This is a genomic window from Verrucosispora sp. FIM060022 (assembly GCF_003977705.1).
Lineage (GTDB): Bacteria > Actinomycetota > Actinomycetes > Mycobacteriales > Micromonosporaceae > Micromonospora > Micromonospora gifhornensis.
The window spans coordinates 24,620-47,869 of sequence record NZ_RQIV01000015.1; the positions used below are offsets into that span (position 1 = coordinate 24,620).

A 23,250-nucleotide genomic window follows, 5' to 3' on the forward strand; every position below is an offset into this window, starting at 1 on the left:
GTGACTCTTCGCGAGAACGGCGATCGTCGCGAGGAGGACGGCTGATGGGCGGTATCGCGGGCTGGCTCGATTTCGAGCGTGACCTGAGCACGTACCGAGGGGTGGTGCTCGCCCAGCTGGGCACGCTCGCCCCGCGAGGGCCGGACGACGAAGGCGTCTTCGTCGCACCACACCTCGTCGCCGGCCATCGGGCCCGGGCGGTCGTCGAGCGCGGCCGGGCGAAGCAGCCGGTGACCGCGCGGGGGCCCGGCGGCGAGCAGGTGACCCTGCTGCTCGACGGCCAGGTCTACAACTGGCGCGACCTGCGCGCGGAGCTGGCTGCGGCCGGCCACGAGTTCACCGGCGGCGACGCGGAAACGGCCGCGCACGCGTACCTGCGCTGGGGCTCGGCGTTCGCCGAGCGGCTGGACGGCATGTTCGCGATCGTCGTCTGGGATGCCGACCGGGAGCGTCTGCTGCTGGTACGCGACCGGCTGGGCGTGAAGCCGCTGTTCTACCAGCGGGTGGGCGGCGGCCTGACGTTCGGCTCCGAGCCGAAGGCGTTGCTCGCCCACCCGCTGGCCACCCGCGAGGTGGATGCCGAGGGCCTACGCGAGCTGCTCGCCTTCACCAGCACACCCGGCCGCGCGGTCTTCCGCCACATGCGGCGGGTGCTGCCGGGCGGCGCCGTGGAGGTGACCCGTGACGGCGTCACGGAGCACCGCTACTGGGAGCTGACCGCCGCGCCGCACCCCGACGACCGGGAAACGACCATCGCCCGGGTACGGGAGCTGCTCGACGCGTCGGTCGCCCGGCAGCTCGGCGCGGACACGCCGCCAGGCGTTCTGCTCTCCGGCGGCGTCGACTCGTCGACGGTCGCGGCGCTCGCCGCCCGGGAGCTGGCCCGGCGCGGTGCGGGACCGCTACGCACCTACACCATCGGCTACCCGGGCGGTGCGGCGCCGAACACTCCCGGGCCGATGCGCAGCGCCGAGGACGCGCCCTTCGCGGCCGCGGTGGCCGCGCACATCGGTGCTGAGCACACCTACCTCGAGCTGGATCCGGCCGAGCTGCTCGACCCCGTGGCCCGCGGCTCGGCGGTGGCAGCGCAGCAGGACATGCCGGTGGCGGCGCCGCAGTTCCCGGCCTCACTGCGGCTGCTGTGCCGTCACATCGGTACGCACAGCAACGTGGTCCTCGCCGGCGAGCAGGCGGACACCGTGTTCGCCTCGTTCATGGGCATGGACGACCCGGCGGTGATAGGCGCAAACACCTATCCGTGGATCGCCGCCACCCGCGACCGGCTGCCCCCGGCGGGTCTCGGCACCGGGCTGTTCGCCCCGGACCTGCTGGCCAAGCTCGACCTGCCCGGCTACCTCGCCGACGCGTACCACGCCGACCTTGCCCGGGTGCCACGCCTCGACGGCGAGGACCGCACCGAGGCACGGATGCGGGAGATCTACTTCCTGCACCTGCAGGGGTGGCAGGAGTTCGGCTGCGCGTTGGACGACGGCGTGAGCGCGGCCGAGGGCGTCGAGCTGCGGTGGCCGTACTGCGACCACCGGCTCGTGCAGTACCTGTACAACGTCCCCTGGTCGATGAAGACCTCGGGCGGCCCCAAGGGACTGTTGCGCGCCGCGGCGGCTGATTTGCTGCCAGCGTCCGTGCTGAATCGCGCCCCCAGTCAGTTCCCGACCGGACGGAGTCCAGCCTACGTTCAGGCACTGCGCCGCGAGGCCGCCGACGTGCTGTCCGATCCGCACGCGCCGGTGCGCCGGCTCGTGGACCTGCCGGCTGTCCGACGGGCGCTGCGCGCACCGTTCGAACCTGCTCGCGCGTGGCGGGATCTGACCGATCTGGAGCTGGTCCTGCAACTCAACCAGTGGCTGACGAGCACGGCCGCGCGGCTGTCGCTCTGAACCCCAAGCCACCACCGACACCTGGAGTGCCCACATGAGTCCCAGCACGCCCCTGCTGCGTGGGGTCAACCTGACGGAGATCGAGTCACTCGCGCTCAGCAGCCAACTCAACATGGCCGACGGTCACGCACGACAGGAACTCACCAAGGCGCAGCGCAGCATCGTTGACGAGCTTCCCGACCTGTTCGCCAAGGCCGCCGCACAGCCGGTTGACGACCTCGAACGCGAGGCGCACCGCGCGTACCTGCACCTGTTGCACCAGCACAGCTACCCCACCCGGCCGGGTGGGGTGCTGACCTGCTACTCGTCGTCGGTCGCCATGGAGATCCTGGCCCGGTCGCTGGTGCCGGCCGGCGGCGGCCCCGTCGCGCTGGTGCACCCGACCTTCGACAATATCCCCGACCTGCTGCGCGGCAATGGCCTCCGGCTGCTGCCGGTCGAGGAGGACGTGCTGCACGAGGGATCGGTGAGTGCGGCGGTACCCGAGGGGGTCCGTTGTCTCTTCATCACCACCCCGAACAACCCGACGGGCCGGGTACTGGCCGAGCAGCGGCTGGCGGCGATCGCCGCCGAGTGCGCCGCCCGGGACGTGGTGCTCGCCTTGGACACGTCGTTTCGTGGCTTCGACACCCGGAGCCACTACGACCACTACGCCGTCCTGCGGGACAGTGGCTGTCGCTGGGTGGTCATCGAGGACACCGGCAAGCTCTGGGCCACCCTGGACCTCAAGGTCGGGCTGCTGGCCTCCAGCGACCACGTCGGGCTGCCACTCGCCAAGATTCACTCTGACATCCTGCTCGGCGTGTCACCCTTCGTCCTGGTGCTGGTCACCCGGTTCGCCGAGGACGCCGCCGCGGGTGGCCTGGCCGACCTGCACCGCTTCATCGCGGACAACCGGGCACTGGTCCGCGCGACGCTGGCCGACGTGCCGGACCTGGCGTTCCCTGACGGCGACGCCCGGGTCAGCGTCGAGCGGGTCGACCTCGGCGAGCGCCGCTGCCTGGACGTCTGGACCAGGCTCCGGCAGAGCGGCATCTACGTTCTGCCGTGCAGCCAGTTCCACTGGGCCGACCCGGCACGTGGCGACCACTCGCTGCGGATCGCGCTCGCCCGGGTGCCCGGAGCCCTGGAGGCCGCCGTCCGCGCGCTGCGGGCCGTGCTGCTGCGTTCATGACCGGCGGGAGGTACTGGCGGGCGGGCGTCGTACAGTCCGTCCCGCCGACCGGCACGACCGACCTCGGGCCGGGCTACCTGGATCCGGCGCTGCTGCCGGTGCGGCTGTTGGCCCAGGCGTACGCGCAGGCGCTGGACGAGTTCGGTCCGGCGGCCCTGACGTACGGCGAGAACCGCGGTCCCGCACCTCTGCGCGAGGCGATCGCCGCCCGGGTCGGAACCGGGCCGGAGCACGTGCTGGTCACCGCCGGGACCTCACAGGGACTGCACCTGGTGGCCGGGCTGTTCGGCCGCCCGGGTGACGTGGTGCTGGCCGAACCGCTCAGCTACGACTACGGCCTCCGCATTCTCACGGACCGCAGGTTGCGGATCGAGGTGATCGAATCCGACATGGACGGCCCGGTGCCCGGCGCGCTGACGGCCGCCGTCCGCCGCGTCCGCAGGGCCGGGCGGCGAGTGGGTTTCGCCTACCTGATCCCGACGCACCGGAACCCGACCGGCGTGACCGTTCCGGACGAGCGCCGTCGCGCGCTGGTGACGGAGGCGGCGGACGTCGGGGTGCCGATCGTCGAGGACGACGCGTACGCCGGGCTGCGCTACGACGGCCCGCCCGAACCGCCGTCGCTGCACGCCCTCGCCGGCCGGCGGGGCGTCGTACGGCTCGGCACGTTCGCCAAGACGCTCGCGCCCGGCCTGCGTCTGGGCTGGTTGGAGGCCGATCCGCGGCTGGTCGACCGGTGCGCCGCCACCGGTTGGGCGGACAGCGGGGGCGGTTTCAACCACCTGGCCGCGCTGGCGGTGGCCGGGCTGCTGTCCGGTGGGGACTACGACCGCCACGTCGCGTGGTTGCGCGAGGAACTGCGCGCCCGGCGGGACGCGCTCGTCGACGCGCTCGGCGTCGTACCCCCATACGGCGGGTTCTTCGTCTGGTTGCCCGCGCCCGCCGGCGACGGCCAAGCCCTGCGGGAGCGGGCGGCGGCGGCGCGGGTGTCCGTGGCCGACGGACGGCGCTTCGGGGCTGCGGGCGCCGGCGCCGTACGGGTGGCGTTCAGCTTCCAACCGCCGCCGGTCCTGTCCGCGGCCGGGCACCGGCTCGCCGCTGCCCGGGCGGCTTCAGCACGACTGGACGCGACGACCACTTCGGATTGACAGCATCACCGACAACGGAGGGGGCTGCGATGGCCGGACACACCGACAACAGCATCATCATCGACGCGCCGATGGATCTGGTCTGGCGCATGACCAACGACGTGGCGACCTGGCCGGAGCTGTTCAGCGAGTACGCCAAGGCCGAGATCCTCCGCCGGGACGGCGACACGGTCCGGTTCCGGCTCACCATGCACCCGGACGAGCAGGGTAACGAGTGGTGCTGGGTCAGCGAGCGGACGCCGGACGCCGGGCGGCGCACGGTCCGCGCCCAGCGGGTGGAGCCGGGCTGGTTCAAGTACATGAGCCTGTTCTGGGAGTACCGCGAGGTGGCGGGCGGCGTCGAGATGCGCTGGGTGCAGGACTTCGAGATGCGTCCGGACGCGCCGGCCGACGACGCGCAGATGACCAATCGGCTGAACCGGAACACGGCCGTGCAGATGGAGCGCATCCGTACGCTTGTCGAGTCCGCCGCACGGGCGGCCTGACGTGGCGCTGCTGCTGCCGATCGCCCTGTTCACCGGGGGTCTGGTCGCCGGGATGCTGCTCTGGTCGGCGATCGGCGGTGTGCCGTGGATGCGGCGGCTGAGCGGGGCCGAGTACGTGCGGCTGCACCGCTTCTGGTCGCCGCGCTTCGATCCGCTCGGACCGATCGCCGTCGTGGTCACCGCCGCAGCCGATCTCGCGCTGCTCACCGCCGGGACGGCCCGGGAGGCCCGCCCCGCGCTGACCGTCGCCGTCGCCGCGCTGACCGGCGTGGTCATCGTCTCGGCGGCCCGGGCGGCGCCACTCAAGCGGCGGGTGACCGCGCTCGATCCGGACCGGCTACCGGACGACTTTGCCGCCCGCGACCCGCGCGCCGCCTGGCAGCGATGGAACCTGATCCGCACCGTGCTGGCGGTCGGCGCGTTCGCCGCGAACACCGTCGCCGTCGGCCTGCTGTTGCCCGCCTGAGCGGACGAGACCTGAGCGGACGAGAGACGAGGAAGAAGATGACGATCGACACGACCACCGCTATCCGGGTGATCCTCTGGTACCGGACCCCGGAGCGCGATGTGGCGGGCCTGGCCGAGACGTACCGCCAGATCGGCGAACATCTTGCCGGCACCCCCGGCATGGTCAGCAGCGAACTGCTCGTCTCGCGCGACGAGCCCGGGGTGCTGATGGTGACCAGCCGCTGGCGCACCGCGGAGGACCTGCAGCGCTGGGTGCACTCCGACACCCACCGGCACACCACGCCACTGCGTCCATACCTGGACACCGGCCGCACCCGGCCCTGGGAGACGTTCAGCGTCGTCTCCGAGACCTGATCCGCCGTCTGCGAAGGGAGTGCCGTGAACGACCAGGAAGCCTCGCTCGACCAGTTGCGCCGCACCGCCGCGGCCCTGCTCGAACTCTCCCCGCACCCACCATCCGGGCTGCGCCTGCGGACCGGGGACCTCAGCGTCGAGGTCGACTGGGCACAGCCGGCGGGTCCGGCCGGCACACCCGCTATTGCGACGAGCGGCGTCGCGCCCGCCGCGGTGGCTGCGCTCTCCGCCGTCGGCGACGCGGTGGCGGCCGTGCGGGCACCCCTGCTGGGAACGTTCTACCGGGCGTCCGCCCCGGAGGCGCCGCCGTTCGTGGCACTGGGCGACCGGGTGGAGGTCGGCCAGCAGATCGGCATCGTCGAGTCGATGAAGCTGATGAATCCGGTGGAGTCGGACGTGGCTGGCGAGGTGCTGGAGGTACTGGTCGCGGACGGCGCCCCGGTCGAGTACGACCAGGTGCTGCTCATGGTCGCCACCGATCGCGCCGTCGACGGCTGCGCACAGATTTTCGGCGGGAAGGATCCGTCATGAGGTTCCGATCCGTCCTGGTCGCCAATCGTGGCGAGATCGCGGTACGCATCGTGCGAGCGTGTCGGGAGCTCGGCATCCGGACCGTCGCCGTCTACTCCAGCGCCGACCGAGACGCGGTCCGTGACCGGCTGGGTGACGAGCAGGTCCACATCGGACCGGCAGCGGCCCGGCGCAGCTATCTGAACGCCGCCGCGATCATCGAGGCGGCCCTGCAACGCGGGGCGGAGGCCGTCCATCCGGGGTACGGCTTCCTCTCGGAGGACCCGGACTTCGCCGCCGTCTGCGCAGCGAACGGACTGACATTCGTGGGACCTCCCCCGGACGTGATCGGCCAGTTCGGCGACAAGGCAGCGGCACGTGCCGCGATGGCCGACGCCGGGCTGCCGGTCCTACCCGGAACCGGCGCGGCCGTCGAGGAGGCCGAGGCGCGTGCCACTGCGGACGACCTCGGCTACCCGGTGATCATCAAGGCGGTAGCCGGCGGCGGCGGACGTGGCATGGAGATTGTCACTGCGCCGGAGGCGTTCGTCGCGGCGTACCGGCGAACCCGGGACAGCGCCCGCCTGCTCTTCGGCGACGACCGGGTCTGTGTCGAACGGTTCCTGGTCGCCGCGCACCACGTCGAGGTGCAGATACTCTGCGACGACCACGGCAACGCCGTGCACCTGGGGTTGCGGGACTGCTCCGTACAGCGGCGGCGGCAGAAGCTCGTCGAGGAGAGCCCGTCGCCGGTGGTCAGTGCGGAGCTGGCCGAGCGGATCGCCGCCGCAGCACTACGCGGTGCCCGAGCGGTCGGTTACCGGGGCGCCGGGACCTTCGAGTTCCTGCTCGACGCCGACCGCCGCGACTTCTACTTCATCGAGGCCAACTGCCGTATTCAGGTCGAACATCCGGTGACCGAGATGGTGACCGGCGTGGACCTGGTCCGCGAGCAGCTGCTCATCGCGGCCGGTCATCCGCTCTCGATACGCCAGGAAGAAGTGCGCCCGCAGGGTGTCGCGGTCGAGTGCCGGATCAACGCCGAGGACCCGGACCGGAACTTCACGCCCTCACCCGGACCGCTCGCCGAGTTCGTCCCGCCCGGCGGCCCGTTCGTTCGGGTGGACACCCACGCGTACCCGGGGATGACGATCACACCACACTACGATCCGCTGATCGCCAAGGTCATCTGCTGGGGGCCGGACCGGGAGGTCGCCCTGAACCGCATGGACCGGGCGCTCGCCGAGCTGCGCGTCGCCGGTCCCGGCGTCCGCACCACCACCGACTTTCTCCGCGAGCTGATCGCCCACCCGCTGTTTCGCAAGGGCGTGCACACCACATCTCTGGTCGACCGGGTCGTCGCCGAGCGGCAGCCCCAACTCACCGGGAGCACCACATGACCTCGACACCCGACATCTCGCTGGTCCACGACGCGAACGGCGGGGTGACCCTGCTCATCGACGGCGTTCAGGCGATGCAGGGCTGGGAGGCGGAGCTGATGTGGCGCTCGGCGGACCTGCTGTGCGCCGACGGCGGGGACTTCCTCGAAGTCGGGCTCGGCCTGGGCTACTCCGCGCTCCGCATCGCCGGCCACCCCGGGACCCGTCGGCACACCGTGATCGAGAAGCATGCTGACGTCATCGATCTGTTCCGGACCGGGCACCCGACGGTGCCAGGCAACCTGGAGATCGTCCACGCGGACTTCTTCGACCACCTGGAGCGCCTGCCGCAGGCGGCTTACGACGGCATCTTCTTCGACCCGGAGCTGCCACGTGACCTCTTCGAGGACCGCGCCCTGCTGGACGAGTTCATGCCCCGGCTGATCAATGCGCTGCGGCCGGGAGGCCGGTTCGTGCCGATGTTCGCGCTCGACGGCGCGGTGCCGGACGCCGCCACCTGCACCACCACCCCGGCCGCGATGCTCGACCGCTACCTGCGCTACTTCGACCGGGTGGAGATGGTGCGCCACCCGTACCGGGCGTACGTCGGCACCGAATACACCCCGTCGGACAGCGGCGACGCATTCATCCTCTGCTTCGGCAGGGCCTGAAGCCTCGATCTCCGGAGGAACCAAGATGGCACAACGCACCCTGATCATCGCGCGGATGGATGAGGCCGACAAGCAGGCGGTCGCCGACATCTTCGCCGAGTCCGACGCCACCGACCTGCCGGTCCTGCTCGGCGCCTCTCGGCGCACCCTGTTCTTCTACCGCGGCCTCTACCTGCACCTCATCGAGGCCCAGGACGGCCTGACCGAGCGGCTGTACGACGCGCGCCGGCACCGCCTGTTCGACGACGTCAACACCAAGCTCAGCGCCCACATCTCGCCGTACGACCCGGGCTGGAAGGAGCCCCGGGACGCGATGGCGGAGCCGTTCTACACCTGGGCCCGGTGATCGGCGTGTTCCGCGTCCTGCTGACCATGCAGGTCGACCCCGACCGCAGTACGGAGTTCGAACAGGTCTGGGGCGAGGTGGCCCGATCGATCGGGCAGGAGTCCGCGAACCTCGCGCAGGAGCTGTACCGCGAGCCCGGGTCGGTCTACCACGTTGTCACGGACTGGACCGACGAGGAGTCGTTCCGCCGATTCGAGACCAGCGAGTCCCACCGGGGGCACCGGGCGCGGCTCGATCCGTTCCGTTGCGCCGTGCGCATGACGACCATGCGCCTGGTCCACCGCCTACCAGCCGATAGGAGCGCCTGATGCCGGCGACCACCGCCCCGCCCGTCACCCGTGAACGTCTGAACGGCCTGATGCAGGCCTACAAGTCCACCAGCCTGCTTCGTACGGCCGTCGAGCTGGGCGTCTTCGATGCGCTTGCCGATGGGCCGGCGACGGCCGACGCGCTGGCCACGCGGCTCGGCGCGCATCCGCGAGGCATGCGGATCCTGCTCGACGCGATGGTCGCGATCTCGCTGGCCGGCGTCGAGGACGGCACCTACCGTCTGCCGCCCGGCGCCGACCAGTTTCTGGTCAGCAAGAGCCCGTACTACCTCGGCGACATGACCAAGGTGATCTCCAGCGACTGGGAGTGGGACGCGCTGAAGCGGCTCACCGACGCGGTCCGGCACGGCGGTACGGTCATGGACGAACACGCCGAGACGGCCGAGTACGAGTACTGGGTGGACTTCGCGTCGTTCGCCTCGGCGATCGCCACGCCCACGGCACGGGTGATGACCAACGCCCTGCAGGAGTTCGCGGCGGCCCGCCCGTCGTTGCGGGTGCTCGACCTGGCCTGCGGGCACGGCATCTACGGCTACACCTTCGCGCAGCGCCACACGCAGGCCACCGTGACGAGCCTCGACTGGGAGAACGTCGTACCGGTCGCCGCCCGCCACGCAGAACGGCTCGGCGTGGCGGACCGGGTCGAGTACCGCACCGGTGACATGTTCACCGCTCCGCTCGGCGGGCCCTACGACGTGGTCATGCTGACGAATGTGCTGCACCACTTCTCCGAGGAGCGCGGCACCGACCTGCTGCGCCGCGCGCGGGAGGCGCTCAAGCCGGACGGCCGCCTCGCGCTGGTCGGCTTCACCACCGGCGACGGCACCCCGGCCGAGGACCCTGCCCCGTACCTCTTCTCCATCCTGATGCTGGTCTGGACCTCGGAGGGCGAGGTGCACTCCCGGGCGGCGTACGACCGGATGCTGACCGAGAGCGGCTTCGTCGAGCCGGAGCTACACAGCGTGGCACACCTGCCGCTGCGGGTTCTGATCGCGTCACCGGCCGAGACTTCCCCACGATGAGCGGGCGGCTCCGCCGGCTCATCGTCGCCGTGGCCGGCACCACGTGGCGCGGCCTGGTCCTCTACGGCTCATCGATGACCGGGGTGCCGCTGGACGAGACCGGGCAGTGGCCAGGGCCTTGGACGCAGACGACCGGGCGGCTTCCCACCGCGTCACCGCCCGACCGGCCGCTCACCGCGCAGGAGCAGATGGCCTGGACGCAGCTCGAGAACCGGATCGCCCCGCCCAGCTAGGCCATGCACCACCACGCCACGCCGGCGGCCCCCTGACCGGACGCGGGCGGGGCCCGGAGGTGGACGCCGTCGCGAGACGAACGAGAGCCACGCTCCAACTGCCCCTTCTACTGTCGGCGCGCGAATCAACTGATGGGAGTCCTGGCATGCCACGCCGTCTGTTCACGTCCGAGTCCGTCACCGAGGGCCATCCGGACAAGATCGCGGACCAGATCAGCGACGCGATCCTCGATGCCCTGCTCGGGCAGGACCCGGGCAGCCGGGTCGCCGTGGAGACCCTCATCACGACCGGCCAGGTGCACGTGGCCGGCGAAGTGACCACCACGGCGTACGCGGACATCCCGACGATCGTGCGCGAGACGATCCTCAGCATCGGCTACGACTCGTCGGCGAAGGGATTCGACGGTGCGTCGTGCGGCGTCAACGTGTCGATCGGGTCGCAGTCGCCGGACATCGCCCGGGGTGTCGACGCCGCGCTGGAGCTGCATACCGACGGGTCGACCAACGTCCTGGACCGGCAGGGTGCCGGTGATCAGGGCATGATGTTCGGCTTCGCCTGCTCCGAGACGCCGGAGCTGATGCCGCTGCCGATCGCTCTCGCGCACCGGCTGGCTCGCCGGCTCGCGGCCGCCCGCAAGGACGGCACGATCCCGTACCTGCGGCCGGACGGCAAGACGCAGGTGACGGTCGAATACGACGGGCTGCGGCCGGTGCGGCTCGACACGGTGGTGATCTCGTCGCAACACGCCTCGGGCATCTCGCTGGAGGAGTTGCTGACTCCGGACGTGCGCGAACAGGTCGTCACCCCGGAGCTGGAGGGCCTGGGTCTGGATACGGAGGGCTACCGGCTGCTGGTCAACCCGACCGGTCGCTTCGAGATCGGCGGGCCGATGGGCGACGCCGGCCTGACCGGCCGCAAGATCGTCATCGACACCTACGGCGGCTATGCCCGCCACGGTGGCGGGGCCTTCTCCGGCAAGGATCCATCCAAGGTGGACCGATCGGCCTCGTACGCGATGCGATGGGTCGCCAAGAACGTGGTGGCCGCCGGGCTCGCCGAGCGGTGCGAGACGCAGGTGGCGTACGCGATCGGCAAGGCGCAGCCGGTCAGCCTCCTCGTGGAGACGTTCGGTACCGAGACCGTGCCGGTCGAGCGGATCGACAAGGCGATCCGGGAGGTATTCGACCTGCGGCCGGCGGCGATCGTCCGGGACCTCGACCTGTTGCGACCGATATACCGGCAGACCGCGGCGTACGGCCACTTCGGTCGGGAGCTGCCGGAGCTCACGTGGGAGATCACCGACCGCGCCGCCGACCTCAAGTCAGTCGCCGCATGACCGCCCCGGGAGGCCCCATGCCGTCGCCCCGTACCTCCAATCGCCCAACCAACGTCAGGGAGGGCGACTACCGGGTGGCCGATCTGTCACTGGCGGCGCTCGGCCGTCAGGAGATCCAACTCGCCGAGCACGAGATGCCCGGCCTGATGGCGATCCGGCGGGAACTGACCGCGGCGAAACCACTCCGCGGAGCCCGCATCACCGGGTCGCTGCACATGACGATCCAGACCGCAGTCCTGATCGAGACCCTGGTAGCACTCGGCGCCGAGGTCCGCTGGGCCTCCTGCAACATCTACTCCACCCAGGACCATGCGGCTGCGGCGGTGGTAGTGGGCCAGGGCACCGTCGGACAGCCCGCCGGCGTGCCGGTGTACGCCTGGAAGGGCGAGAGCCTACGCGAGTACTGGTGGTGCACGGAGCAGGTACTGCGCTGGCCCGACGGCGCCGGGCCGGACATGCTCCTCGACGACGGTGGAGACGCCACCCTCCTGGTGCACAGGGGTGCCGAGTTCGAGCGCGCCGGTGCGGTGCCGCCGACAGCGTCGGCCGACAGCGAGGAGTACGCGGTCGTGCTGGAGATGCTGCACGCCTCCCGGACCGAGGACGACAGCCGGTGGACCCGCATCGCCGCCGGGATCAGGGGTGTCACCGAGGAGACCACCACCGGTGTGCATCGGCTCGACCAGATGCGGCGGGCCGGGACGTTGCTGTTCCCCGCGATCAACGTCAACGACAGCGTGACCAAGAGCAAGTTCGACAACAGGTACGGCTGTCGGCACTCGCTGATCGACGGCCTGAACCGGGCCACCGACGTGCTGATCGGTGGGAAGGTGGCGGTGGTGTGCGGCTACGGTGACGTGGGCAAGGGCTGCGCGGAGTCGCTGCGCGGTCAGGGCGCACGGGTGATCGTCACCGAGATCGACCCGATCTGCGCGCTTCAGGCCGCGATGGACGGCTACCAGGTCGCCGTCCTGGACGACGTGGTCGAGCAGGCCGACTTCGTCATCACCGCCACCGGCTGCCGCGACGTCGTCACCGCCGAGCACATGTCCCGGATGAAGCACCAGGCGGTGGTGGGCAACATCGGGCACTTCGACAACGAGATCGACATGGCCGGTCTGGCCAAGCAGGACGGAATTACCCGGATCGGCATCAAGCCGCAGGTCGACGAGTGGCGCTTCGCCGAGGGCCACTCGATCATCGTGCTGTCCGAGGGGCGGCTGCTGAACCTGGGCAACGCGACCGGCCATCCGTCGTTCGTCATGTCCACCAGCTTCGCCAATCAGACGCTTGCGCAGATCGAGCTGTTCACCAAGACAGACCAGTACCCGGTCGGTGTCCACACACTGCCCAAGCATCTCGACGAGCGCATCGCCCGGCTCCACCTCGACGCTCTCGGCGCCGGCCTCACCGCCCTGACCGAGGACCAGGCGGCCTACCTCGGCGTTCCGGTCGAGGGTCCGTACAAGCCCGAGCACTACCGCTACTGAGCTTCGAAGGGCACCCCGTGACCCGCATCCTCGTGTCCGGTTCCATCGCCACCGACCACTTGATGACATTTCCCGGCCGGTTCGCTGAGCAGCTCATCGCCGACCGGTTGCACACCGTGTCGCTGTCGTTCCTCGTCGACGGGCTCGTCGTCCGCGACGGTGGCGTGGCGGCCAACATCGCGTACGGGATGGCACAGCTCGGGATGCCGCCGACCCTCGTGGGCGCGGTGGGTCCCGACTTCGCCGACTACCGGTCCCGGCTGGAACGGCACGGGGTGGACTGCGGGTCGGTCCTGACGAGTCGGTCGTCGTACACCGCCCGGTTCGTCTGCACCACCGACCAGGACTCGTGCCAGATCGCCTCCTTCTATCCGGGCGCGATGGCGGAGGCGGCCGACATCGACCTGGCCGCCGTGATCGGCTCCGAGCCGGTCGACCTGGCCGTCATCGGACCCGATGACCCGGTGGCGATGCGGCGGCATGCCGCCGCCTGCCGTCGTCTCGGCGTGCCCTTCGCCGCCGATCCGTCCCAGCAGCTGGCCCGCATGTCCGGGCCGGACATCGCCGACTTCGTCACCGGCGCGCGGTACCTGCTGACCAACGAGTACGAGTACGACCTGCTGTGCGGCAAGCTCGGCGGAGCCGGCGCCACGGTGCTCGACGCGGTCGACGTCGTGGTGACCACGCTGGGCGAGGACGGGGTCCGAATCCGGGCCGGCGGCGGCATCACCCGGATCCCGGCGGTCACCGGAGCCAGCGTCGTCGACCCGACCGGAGGTGGTGACGCCTTCCGCGCCGGATTCCTGTACGGGGTGACCCACGGGCTGCTGCTCGACGTGGCGGCGGCACTCGGCTGCCAGATGGGGGCGTACGCGATAGGCGCACCAGGTACGCAGGAGTACCGTGTCGTGCCCGACCGGCTCGTCGCGAACCTCTCCGACACCTACGGTCACCGCGTGTCGGCGGCCGTGGCAGAGGTGTTGACGTCGTGCGCCGCAGCGGCGGCCGGGTGACCATGCCCAATGCCTTCGTGGCGCTCAGCGGGTCAGGTGGGTGGGCAGGCTGGTCACGACGATGCCCGGATGTCGGCGCAGGGCCCGCCGCAGTCGCTGTTCGGTGCGGTAGTGCAGCATCCGCTGCCAGGGATGGTCGACCACCACGTCCGGTACGACGACGGTGATGGTCAGGTCGGGGTGGGTCAGGCGCAGCGCGCTGGCGTACCCGGCGATCGGTTGGATGATCACGCGGTGCGGCGACAGGATGGTCTCCAGCGGGATGTGGTCGCCCCAGGTGTTCCATTGCTCACGGAAACGGTCGGCTTCCGTCCGTTCGGGGCTGACGTGCAGCGCCAGCGCCGGTTGGCCGAGCGAGCCGACGTAGGCGAGGGTGCGCAGCGCCGCCTGGTTGAGGCGGGCCACCGGCACGAGGAAGAGATGCCGTACCTGCTGCGGAACAATGGCGGGTGGCGCGTCCTCGGCCGGTTCCACGCCACGCGGATGGTCGGGATGCAGACCGAGGGCCTGCTGGACATGGTCGTAGTGGCGGCGTACCCGACGGAACAGATAGATCAGCAACGGTACGGCGAGCACCACCGCCCAGGCGCCGGCGGCGAACTTCGTGACCGCGGCGGTCACCAGCACGACGGCCGACAGCACCGCACCGACGCCGTTGATGGCCGCGCGTCGCCGCCAGCCGGGGTCGCGGTGGTGCCGCCAGTGGTTGACCATGCCGGTCTGGGAGAGGGTGAAGGCCAGGAAGACCCCGACCGCGTAGAGCGGGATCAGGGAGTGCGTGTTGCCGCCGAAGGCCACCAGGATCGCCGCCGCGGCGACCGCGAGGGCGATCAGTCCGTTGCTCAGGGCCAGTCGGTCGCCCAGGTGCAGGAAGCGGCGGGGCACGTACCCGTCGCGGGCCATGAAGTACAGCAGACGCGGCAGGTCGTTGAAGGCGGTGTTCGCCGCCAGCAGCAGCACCAGCGCCGTCGCGGCCTGGATGATCGCGTACCAGGGGCCGGTGGGGAAGGTCAGCCGCGCCAACTGCGACAGCAGGGTCTGGTCGGCACGCGGCACCAGACCGTTGAGATGGAACAGCAGGGTCAGCCCGACGAACAGCACGATCAGGATGCTGATCATCCAGGTCAGCACCGTGCGGGCGTTGCGCCACGCGGTGGGGCGGAACACCGGAACCGCGTTGGAGACCGCCTCGACACCGGTCATCGAGGTCGCGCCGGAGGCGAAGGCGCGCAGCACGACCAGCAGACCGAGCCCTTCCACCGCGGGCGTCGGTGGCGGGGCCACGACGGTGAATCCGCCGGTCGCGGCCCGGACGAACCCGGCGGCGATCAGCCCGAGCACGGCGACGAGGAAGACGTACGTGGGCACGGCGAAGGCGTTGCCGGCGACCCGGATGCCGCGCAGGTTGCCGATCAGCAGCACACCGATGACCACCAGGGCCAGCGGCACCCGGTACGCGGCGAGGGAGGGCAGCGCCGAGGTGATCGCGGCAACCCCGGCGGACACCGAGACCGACACCGTGAGCACGTAGTCGAGGACCAGCCCGGCCGCGGCAGCCAGACCGGCGCGCGGCCCCAGGCTGTCACTGGCCACCAGGTACGACCCGGCGCCGTGCGGATAGGCCCGGACGGTCTGCCGGTACGAGGTGCCGACGGCGACCATCAGCACCACGAGGGCCGCGGCGATCGGCAACGACAGCCCGAGGGCGCCGCTGCCGGCCAGCACCAGCACGGCCAGCATCGCCTCCGGCCCGTACGCCACCGAGGAGAGCAGGTCGGAGGCGAGCACCGGCAACGCGACGATCTTCGACATCCGCTCGCGCAGGATCGACGCGCTGGTCAGCGGCCGACCGAGCAGCAGCCGACGCAGACCACCGACGACCCGCCCCTGGGCGGTGTCGGGCCGTTCCACGACCGGGGTGGCGGTGAGCTGACCCGGGGCGTCCGGCAGGAAGAGCATGGCGGCTCGGTGCGCTCCGCCGACCGCCGACGAGCGGATCTCCCCCGCCTGCGGATCCACCGGCAGCGCCCGTACCGTGTCACCGATCTGCCATCGCGCGCCGACCTGGCGCAACACGCCGAGGTCGGCCGGGGACAGCGGCGGCAGCTCGGCGGACGGGCTGAAGGTCGGTGACCCCGCGTCCTCTTCCGGGTCGTGCCCCGACCTGCCCACCATCCCCCCCGCCCTGTCGGTGGTGCCAGCACCGCAGAACGAACTGGCCATGTCAGGATGGTGGATGTGACGCACGAGGCTGTCGACATTGCGGAAAAATTGTCCCGCTTCTCGCAGTACGATGCCTCCCTGCTCTGACCGCAGCCTGCCGGCCGATGTCGCCGCCGAACTGGTCGAGCGGATGGACCGGGACCAGGAGGCACGCTCCGGGGTGCCGGGCCGGGCCCTCGACGACGCCTTCTGGGCCTGGGCGTGCCAGGTCGACGCCGACAACACGGCGTGGCTCAAGCAGGTCATCGACCGGTACGGCTGGCCCCGGCGGAGCGACGTCGGGCCGGAGGCGGCCACCGCCGCCTGGTTGCTCGCCCAGCACGCCGACCACGACCCGGACTTCCAACGCCGCTGCCTGGCCCTGCTCGATGAGGCGGTCCGCGACGGCGAGGCCAGACCCCGCCACCTGGCCTACCTCACCGACCGGGTGCTGCGCGCCGAGGGCAGACCCCAGCGGTACGGCACCCAGTTCTGGTACGGCCCCGACAACGCCGGTCCGCTGCAACCCCAGCCGATCGAGGACCCGGAGCAGGTGGACGAGCGCCGCCACAGCGTCGGACTGGACACCCTCGCCGAGTACACCGAACGCCTGCGCCAGCGGGAGTCCGGACCTCAGCCGAGCCCTGAGAGCGGCGAACGATACCCTTGCCGAGGTGAGTGAAGTCCAGGTTGGAGTGCCCTCACGCGCCCGATCGTGGTTCGCGGCGGCGACGGTCACCGGCACCGCGGTAGCGGCGTGGGCAGGCTACTGGTGGCTGGCGGTGCCACGCCATGACATCTGCGCGGCAGTCCTACCCGCGTCGGCCGGTTGCCGGATCGCCGACCGGGTGCCCACGGCAACGCTCTGGACGGTGATCGTCGCGGTCCTCTGGTCGGCGACCGTCGTCCTGGCCGTCGCCCGCCCGCGCGGCAGCCGGTGGCCGTTCGTCGTCGGCACCACGGTGCTGATCATCGCGGCGTTGGTCGGCTATCGAAGCGTGCTGTACCAGTCCTGACGGGTGTAGGTTCTGTCGATGATCAACACCGACCTGCCCGCCACCCGCGCCGCACTCGCCGACAACCTGGCGTCGCTCGGGGTACGGCGCGGTTCGGTGCTGCTCGTCCACTCGTCGCTGAAGGCGCTCGGCTGGGTCTGCGGTGGCCCGGTCGCGGTGGTCCAGGCGCTGCTCGACGCGGTGGGCCCCGACGGCACGCTCGTGGTACCAACCCACACCCCGGGCAACACCGACCCCGCCGGTTGGCAGAACCCGCCCGTGCCGGAGCCTTGGTGGCCGGTGATCCGGGAACACATGCCGGCGTTCGATCCGGCGGTGACCCCCAGCCAGTGGATGGGCGTGATCGCGGAGACCGTTCGCACCTGGCCGGGGACGCGGCGCAGCGACCATCCGCAAGTGTCGTTCGCGGCCCTCGGCCCGGCCGCCGAAGCAGTGGTGACCGGGCACCAACTCGACGACATGCTGGGCGAGCGCTCTCCCCTGGGTGCGGTGTACCGGCTCGACGGTGACGTCCTGCTGCTCGGCGTGGGACATGGCAACAACACCTCGCTGCACCTGGCCGAATACCGGGTGCCGGACCCGCCGCGCCGGCAGGAAAGCTCAGCCGTACGCACCGACACCGGCCAGAGGTGGGCCTGCTGGGAGGACGTCGCCACCGACGAGGGCGACTTCGACCAGTTGGGCGCCGCCTTCGAGGCCACCGGCCGGGCACGGATCGGACGGGTGGGCGCGGCCGAGTCCCGACTGATGCGCCAACGCGAGCTTGTCGACTTCGCCGTCGACTGGTTCGCCGTCCACCGCCCCGGCGCTGACCGGGCCCTCGCTCGCTTGTAAGGACGTGATGGGCACAAGGACCAATACGGCCAGGGACTGACTGGTGACCGTCTGGATCGTCGGTTGCCAACTCGCGTTCGTGGTCGAAGTATCCAGGAAAGACAATCCGGTGCATGCGGTCCCTGGTGTCGGATCATGGTCGTTGCCGTCTGCTGGGCTGCTGTCGGCCGTATCGTGCGGGCCGATGTGGAGGATCTTTTGATTCACGCTAGGTCGGCTGCCACGGTCAAGCAGTGGGTGGAGGTGCACCGACTGGCGGTGGCGGGCCGGGAGCCGGGTATCGCCCGGCACGTCGGTGACCGGGTGGCACGGGTGTGGCTGCGCACCTCCCGGTTCGCGGATACGGAAGCTCTCTCGAACGCGACCTTGATCCTCGGCCCAGACGCCGACGCCTTCTACCACCTGGGCCAGGCCCAAGCCTCCACCGGGCAACCTCACGACGCCCTAGCGAGCTACGACAAGGCCCTACACCTGTATCGCGAGGTGGGCGACCGCGGTAACGAAGCCGCGACTATCACCTACATCGGCCACGCCTACGACAGGCTCGGCGACCGACACCGAGCCCTCACCCACTACCACCAGGCCCTTCCCATCCACCGCGACGTCGGCGACCGCGCCGGCGAAGCCACCACCCTCAACAACATCGGCCTCGCCTATGACGGGCTCGGCGACCAACACCAAGCCCTCACCCACTACCACCAAGCTCTCACCATCCACCGAGACATCGATAACCGTCCCGGCGAAGCCGCCACCCTCACCAACATCGGCCACGCCTACGACAGGCTCGGCGACCCACGACAAGCCCTCACCCACTACCACCAGGCCCTCCCCATCCACCGAGACATCGGCGACCGCGCCGGCGAAGCCACCACCCTCAACAACATCGGCGGCGTGTACGACGACCTCGGCGACCTATACCAAGCCCTCACCCACTACCACCAAGCACTCACCATTCGCCGAGATGTCGGCGACCGCAGCGGCGAAGCCGTCACCCTCAACAACATCGGCCACGCATACCACGGGCTCGGCGACCTACACCAAGCCCTCACCCATTACCACCAGGCACTTTCCCTCACGCGAAAGGTCGGCAGCCGCGACGGCGAAGCCGTCACTCTCAACAACATCGGCCTCGCCCATGACGGGCTCGGTGACCAACACCAAGCCCTCACCCACTACCACCAGGCACTTCCCCTCACGCGAAACGTCGGCAACCGCGCCGGCGAAGCCACCCTGCTCACCAACATCGGTCACGCCTATGACGGGCTCGGTGACCCACATCAGGCCCTCACCCACTACCACCAGGCACTCACCATCAACCGGGTCATCGGCAACCGCGCCGGCGAAGCGATCACCCTCACCAACATTTCGGCGGTCCGCTTTCGGGAGGGCGACTTCGCTGAGGCCCAGGATGCGCTTGGTGAAGTTCTCGAGGTCTTCCGCATCATCGGCGATCACGCATCGGAGGCCATGGCGAGATCTAACATGGCCGTCTTCCGGCTGCGGCTGCAGCGGGCGGCCCGGAGCCACCGAGTGCCAGCGTCGAGCGATGACGCTGGCTGAGCAGACCAGTCCGCACTGGAACGGATACGAGCGTTCCTCATCGAACTTGAGCAGACGGAGAAAGGGTGACCATTGGGAACTGCCGTACTTGAGGTGTCGGGGCCGGAGGCCGCGCGCTGGGCTATGGAGTTGCGTGCCGCTCTCGCCGCGAACGCGGAGCCCGGCGATGACGTCGGCCCGGTCGAGGTGCAGCGATCCGCCGAGATGGCGATCGCTGTCATCGGGCTGGTGTTCGCCGGGGTCGGCACCGCGAAAACGATCTGGGACTGGTGGAACTCCCGCCGCGCACAGGGGGTCACCGTCACGGTACTGCTCGGCGACGGCACCCGGGTCGAGGTGTCGAACCTCAACGACGGGCAGTTGGAGATCACCTTCCAGCAGGCCGAGACGCGGGAACGCTGAGAGCGGAGAACAGCGTGACGGAGATGCTCACGTACGAGCTGGAGATTTTCGACCAGACCTCCGACTACTCCGAGCTGCGCCTGTCGACAGGTGTGGGCGCGCCGAAGACCCGTGGGGTGGACCGGGCCGCCATCGGTCGGCTGATCGGGTTGGTGGAGCGTGACTACAGCCAACATGCGGTCGTGCAGCGGGTGTTCGGTGCGCCGCAGCTGCGTGATCTCGGCACGAAGCTGGCTGAATTCCTCGACGGGGAGCAGCGGTGGCTGACTCCGGTCCTGGGTCGTCCTCCCGGCACCACGCTGCGCATCACCGCCACCGAGGAGTTCCGGCACCTGCCGTGGGAGTTGCTCGCCGCAGACGGTACGCATCTGGCCGTGTCCGGTCACGCGCCGCTGCTACCGGTACGGGCCATCGGCACCCACGCGGCCCTCACCGCCCCGGTCGAACCCGCGAACCGGCCGTTGCGGGTGCTGTTCATGGCCACCTCTCCCGAGGGTGTCGAGCCGGTGCTCGGCTTCGAGGCGGAGGAGGCGGCCATCCTGGACGCCACCCGACGCACCGGCACGGAGCTGGTCGTGGAGGAAAGCGGCACCCTGGAAGGTCTTCGGTTCCTCAACCGGGACTACGGGGCAGGGTACTTCGACGTGCTGCATCTGAGCGGCCACGCCACGATCAACGCGGAGGGCCAACCCGTCTTCCTGGTGGAGAACGAGTTCGGTGGGCTCACCTACGCCACCGCGGACCAGATCGCCCAGGCCATGTCCGGGCGCTGGCCCCGCCTGGTCTTCGTCTCCGGCTGTCTGACCGGCAACTCCCCCGGCTCTGGGGCGTTCCCCTCGATGAGTGAGAGCCTGGTTCGCGCCGGGGCACCTGCGGTGTTGGGGTGGGCGTTGCCGGTCGGTGACGTGTCCGCGACCGAGTTCGCAGCCGAGCTGTACCGGTCACTGGCCGACGGGCAGGCCCTCGACCGGGCCGTCGTGGAGGCCCGTCAGCACCTGTACGCGAACAAGCGCGCCAACTGGCACCTGTTGCGCGTCTACGCCGACAAATCTCCACTCGCCCCTATCGTCACCGCACTGAACACCAGAGGGCGTGCACGCATCCAGATCCGGGCCGCCGACCAGGAGTTCCTGGACCCGCAGACTCAAGTGTCCCGGGTCGCATCCCGCGCCACCTTCGTCGGACGACGCCGGGCCATCCAGCGCTGCCTGCGTACCCTCAAACAACCGCATGGTGGCGATGGCGCGGCCGATGCCCTGGTTCTGCAAGGCATGGGTGGTCTCGGCAAGAGCAGCCTCGCCTCCCGGCTGCTGGAGCGGATGCCCACCCACCAGCGTGCCGTCTGGTACGGCCGCGTCGACCTGACCAAGTTCCGGGAACTCACCACCAAAGTCGACTTCCCCACGATGGAGCAGCAGGTCGAAGCGACTGAGCTGCTGGAGAACCATCGGGTCCCTCTGGCCGTCCGGCTGCGCCGTCTGCTGCATGTCGACGGGCCGCTCGGGCAGACGCCCTGCCTGTTCGTGTTCGACGACTTCGAGGACGGCAACCTCGACGAACGCGACGGCGGCCATGTGCTCGCCCCGGAGATGGCCGACATCCTTCCGGCCCTGCTCCACGCCATCCGCGACACCGGCAGCCCCAGCCGGGTCATCATCACCAGCCGCTACCGCTTCCCCCCACCGGCCGGCACCACCATTCGCTTCGAGTCACTGGAAACCCTCACCGATATCGAGCAGGCCAAGAAGCTCACCAACCTGCCGAACCTGCGCCCCGGCTCCCCCGTCGACCCCGACATCCGGGATCGCGCCATCGAGGCCGCCGCCGGCAACCCCCGCCTGCTCGACTGGCTCGACCTGATCGTCGCCGCCCCCAACCTCGACATCGACGGCCTCATCACCGCCATCGAAGCGGAAGCCGACCGGTTCCGCCGGGAGACCATCCTCGCTAAGAACCTCCTCGACTCCCAGGCCCCTGAGCTACAGAAGATGCTCGCCAAGGTCAACGTCGTGGAACTCCCCGTACCCGCCGACACCGTCCACGCCCTTCACGACCATCCCGATGCCACCGCCCACATCGCACGCGCCGTCCAGCTCGGCCTGATGGAAGAAGGCACCGACCCGGAGACCGACCAACCCCGCTACTACGTCTCCAACGTCCTGCGGCCTCTCATCCGACCGCTGCTCACCGACGACGAATACACCCAAGCCTGCGCCGCCGCCGCACGATCCCTCTACAAGCTCTGGATCACCGACCCTGCAACGTCTGGGTCCGTGTCATGACCACCCTCGCTCAAGGGGTGGAGCTGCACCGGCTGGCGGTGGCGGGCCGAGAGCCGGAAATCGCCCGGGACGTCGGTGGCCGGGTGGCGAGGGTGTGGCTGCGTACGTCCCGATTCGCGGATGCAGAGGCTCTCGCGAACGCGACCCTGACCCTCGGCCCAGACGCCGGCGCCTTCTACGGCCTGGCTTGGGCCCAGTATTCTACCGGGCAACCGCAACATGCCCTGGAGAACTACAACAAGGCCCTACGCCTGTACCGCGAGGCCGACAACCGCGCCAACGAAGCCGCCACCCTCACCAGCCTCGGCCTCGTGCACGACAGGCTCGGCTACCGACAACAAGCCCTCACCCACTACCACCAAGCCCTCCCCATCCACCGGGAAGTCGGCGACCGCGAAGGCGAAGCCGCCACCCTCAACAACATCGGCGGCGTGTACCACCGGCTCGGCGACACACAACAAGCCCTCACCCACTACCACCAAGCCCTCCCCATCCAACGAGAAGTCGGCGACCGCGAAGGCGAAGCCGCCACCCTCAACAACATCGGCGGCGTGTACCGCAGGCTCGGCGACACACAACAAGCCCTCACCCACTACCACCAAGCCCTCCCCATCACCCGCGACATCGGCAACCGCGCCGGCGAAGCCACTATCCTCAACAACATCGGCCTCGTGTACCACCGGCTCGGCGACACACAACAAGCCCTCACCCACTACCACCAAGCCCTCCCCATCCGACGCGAAGTCGGCGACCGCGCCGGCGAGGCCGCCACCCTCAACAACATCGGCCTCGTATACCACCGGCTCGGCGACACACAACAAGCCCTCACCCACTACCACCAAGCCCTCCCCATCCGACGCGAAGTCGGCGACCGCGAAGGCGAAGCAGTCACCCGGTACAACATCGCGATGATCCATCGGGATGAGGGGAATCTCGACGAGGCGATCGGCGAGCTTGAGATCGTTGTCGATCTCGACCGCCAAGCAGGCCGCCCGGACCTCGCATCCGACACGGCCATGCTCGAACAACTACGCCAAGAACAAGCTGCGCAGGGGAGCGATCCACCTTCTGGGAGCTGAACGGCAACGTGTCGGAAC

Annotated in this window: 23 protein-coding genes and 1 pseudogene; 23 read left to right on the forward strand and 1 reads right to left on the reverse strand. The window is 70.1% G+C overall.

Annotation, left to right across the window (positions count from 1 at the left end):
- Positions 1–44 precede the first annotated feature (44 nt).
- From asnB to EG812_RS26965, 16 genes and pseudogenes are all read left to right on the forward strand, one after another.
- Positions 45–1,898, forward strand: a complete 1,854-nt coding sequence (asnB, locus tag EG812_RS26890) for an asparagine synthase (glutamine-hydrolyzing) (RefSeq protein WP_158632557.1) — start codon at positions 45–47, stop codon at positions 1,896–1,898.
- 34 nt (positions 1,899–1,932) lie between these two features.
- Entirely contained in the window at positions 1,933–3,072 is a 1,140-nt protein-coding gene (gene mppP / locus EG812_RS26895; RefSeq protein WP_126713229.1) for an enduracididine biosynthesis enzyme MppP, read from the forward strand.
- Positions 3,069–4,220: an enduracididine biosynthesis enzyme MppQ gene (mppQ, locus tag EG812_RS26900; protein ID WP_126713230.1), complete on the forward strand. Its 1,152-nt coding sequence runs from the start codon at positions 3,069–3,071 to the stop codon at positions 4,218–4,220. Before mppP ends, mppQ begins: the two co-directional genes overlap by 4 nt.
- 32 nt (positions 4,221–4,252) lie before the next feature.
- Positions 4,253–4,705 (forward strand): annotated as a pseudogene (locus EG812_RS26905) (SRPBCC family protein); the annotation flags it as partial.
- 1 nt (position 4,706) lies between these two features.
- Entirely contained in the window at positions 4,707–5,171 is a 465-nt protein-coding gene (locus EG812_RS26910) for an anthrone oxygenase family protein (RefSeq protein WP_013733370.1), read from the forward strand.
- A gap of 38 nt (positions 5,172–5,209) precedes the next feature.
- Complete coding sequence (locus tag EG812_RS26915; RefSeq protein ID WP_013733369.1) at positions 5,210–5,527, forward strand: antibiotic biosynthesis monooxygenase family protein; 318 nt, start codon at positions 5,210–5,212, stop codon at positions 5,525–5,527.
- 24 nt (positions 5,528–5,551) lie between these two features.
- Positions 5,552–6,058: an acetyl-CoA carboxylase biotin carboxyl carrier protein gene (locus EG812_RS26920; RefSeq protein WP_126713232.1), complete on the forward strand. Its 507-nt coding sequence runs from the start codon at positions 5,552–5,554 to the stop codon at positions 6,056–6,058.
- Positions 6,055–7,437, forward strand: coding sequence for an acetyl-CoA carboxylase biotin carboxylase subunit (locus tag EG812_RS26925; protein ID WP_126713233.1), 1,383 nt, complete (start codon positions 6,055–6,057; stop codon positions 7,435–7,437). The genes EG812_RS26920 and EG812_RS26925 overlap by 4 nt, the downstream gene beginning before the upstream one ends.
- A complete protein-coding gene (locus EG812_RS26930) occupies positions 7,434–8,087 on the forward strand; it encodes a class I SAM-dependent methyltransferase (RefSeq protein ID WP_126713234.1) in 654 nt (217 codons plus the stop codon). Before EG812_RS26925 ends, EG812_RS26930 begins: the two co-directional genes overlap by 4 nt.
- Positions 8,088–8,112: 25 nt before the next feature.
- A complete protein-coding gene (locus EG812_RS26935) occupies positions 8,113–8,433 on the forward strand; it encodes a TcmI family type II polyketide cyclase (RefSeq protein WP_013733365.1) in 321 nt (106 codons plus the stop codon).
- Positions 8,430–8,741 (forward strand): antibiotic biosynthesis monooxygenase family protein, encoded by a 312-nt coding sequence (locus EG812_RS26940; protein ID WP_013733364.1) that lies wholly within the window; start codon positions 8,430–8,432, stop codon positions 8,739–8,741. Before EG812_RS26935 ends, EG812_RS26940 begins: the two co-directional genes overlap by 4 nt.
- A complete protein-coding gene (locus EG812_RS26945) occupies positions 8,741–9,784 on the forward strand; it encodes a class I SAM-dependent methyltransferase (RefSeq protein ID WP_013733363.1) in 1,044 nt (347 codons plus the stop codon). Before EG812_RS26940 ends, EG812_RS26945 begins: the two co-directional genes overlap by 1 nt.
- On the forward strand, positions 9,781–10,017 hold the full coding sequence (locus EG812_RS26950) for a hypothetical protein (protein WP_013733362.1): 237 nt from the start codon (positions 9,781–9,783) through the stop codon (positions 10,015–10,017). Before EG812_RS26945 ends, EG812_RS26950 begins: the two co-directional genes overlap by 4 nt.
- A 146-nt stretch (positions 10,018–10,163) precedes the next feature.
- The gene (gene metK, locus EG812_RS26955; RefSeq protein WP_126713235.1) at positions 10,164–11,354 is read left to right on the forward strand and encodes a methionine adenosyltransferase; all 1,191 of its coding nucleotides are present in this window, start codon (positions 10,164–10,166) and stop codon (positions 11,352–11,354) included.
- A 17-nt stretch (positions 11,355–11,371) separates the two neighbouring features.
- On the forward strand, positions 11,372–12,844 hold the full coding sequence (gene ahcY, locus EG812_RS26960) for an adenosylhomocysteinase (protein ID WP_502697217.1): 1,473 nt from the start codon (positions 11,372–11,374) through the stop codon (positions 12,842–12,844).
- A 62-nt stretch (positions 12,845–12,906) separates the two neighbouring features.
- Positions 12,907–13,857 carry a carbohydrate kinase family protein gene (locus EG812_RS26965; RefSeq protein ID WP_126713263.1) on the forward strand — a complete coding sequence of 317 codons (951 nt, stop codon included), beginning with the start codon at positions 12,907–12,909 and terminating at the stop codon, positions 13,855–13,857.
- Between the two features lie 24 nt (positions 13,858–13,881).
- Here the strand turns inward: EG812_RS26965 and EG812_RS26970 are convergent, their stop codons facing one another.
- Positions 13,882–16,080, reverse strand: coding sequence for an APC family permease (locus tag EG812_RS26970; RefSeq protein WP_233579661.1), 2,199 nt, complete (start codon positions 16,078–16,080; stop codon positions 13,882–13,884).
- A 70-nt stretch (positions 16,081–16,150) separates the two neighbouring features.
- Between EG812_RS26970 and EG812_RS26975 the strand changes: the two genes are divergently transcribed.
- The 7 genes from EG812_RS26975 (at position 16,151) to EG812_RS27005 (ending at position 23,232) form a co-directional block, all read left to right on the forward strand.
- Positions 16,151–16,741 carry a DUF6624 domain-containing protein gene (locus EG812_RS26975; protein ID WP_199743966.1) on the forward strand — a complete coding sequence of 197 codons (591 nt, stop codon included), beginning with the start codon at positions 16,151–16,153 and terminating at the stop codon, positions 16,739–16,741.
- Complete coding sequence (locus EG812_RS26980; protein WP_126713237.1) at positions 16,734–17,075, forward strand: hypothetical protein; 342 nt, start codon at positions 16,734–16,736, stop codon at positions 17,073–17,075. The genes EG812_RS26975 and EG812_RS26980 overlap by 8 nt, the downstream gene beginning before the upstream one ends.
- Positions 17,076–17,093: 18 nt before the next feature.
- Positions 17,094–17,909, forward strand: coding sequence for an AAC(3) family N-acetyltransferase (locus EG812_RS26985; RefSeq protein ID WP_199743967.1), 816 nt, complete (start codon positions 17,094–17,096; stop codon positions 17,907–17,909).
- A 135-nt stretch (positions 17,910–18,044) separates the two neighbouring features.
- The gene (locus EG812_RS26990; RefSeq protein ID WP_126713238.1) at positions 18,045–19,469 is read left to right on the forward strand and encodes a tetratricopeptide repeat protein; all 1,425 of its coding nucleotides are present in this window, start codon (positions 18,045–18,047) and stop codon (positions 19,467–19,469) included.
- Between the two features lie 93 nt (positions 19,470–19,562).
- The gene (locus EG812_RS26995) at positions 19,563–19,871 is read left to right on the forward strand and encodes an effector-associated constant component EACC1 (RefSeq protein WP_126713239.1); all 309 of its coding nucleotides are present in this window, start codon (positions 19,563–19,565) and stop codon (positions 19,869–19,871) included.
- A gap of 23 nt (positions 19,872–19,894) precedes the next feature.
- On the forward strand, positions 19,895–22,153 hold the full coding sequence (locus EG812_RS27000; RefSeq protein ID WP_199743969.1) for a CHAT domain-containing protein: 2,259 nt from the start codon (positions 19,895–19,897) through the stop codon (positions 22,151–22,153).
- Positions 22,150–23,232, forward strand: coding sequence for a tetratricopeptide repeat protein (locus EG812_RS27005; protein ID WP_126713241.1), 1,083 nt, complete (start codon positions 22,150–22,152; stop codon positions 23,230–23,232). Before EG812_RS27000 ends, EG812_RS27005 begins: the two co-directional genes overlap by 4 nt.
- Positions 23,233–23,250 lie beyond the last annotated feature (18 nt).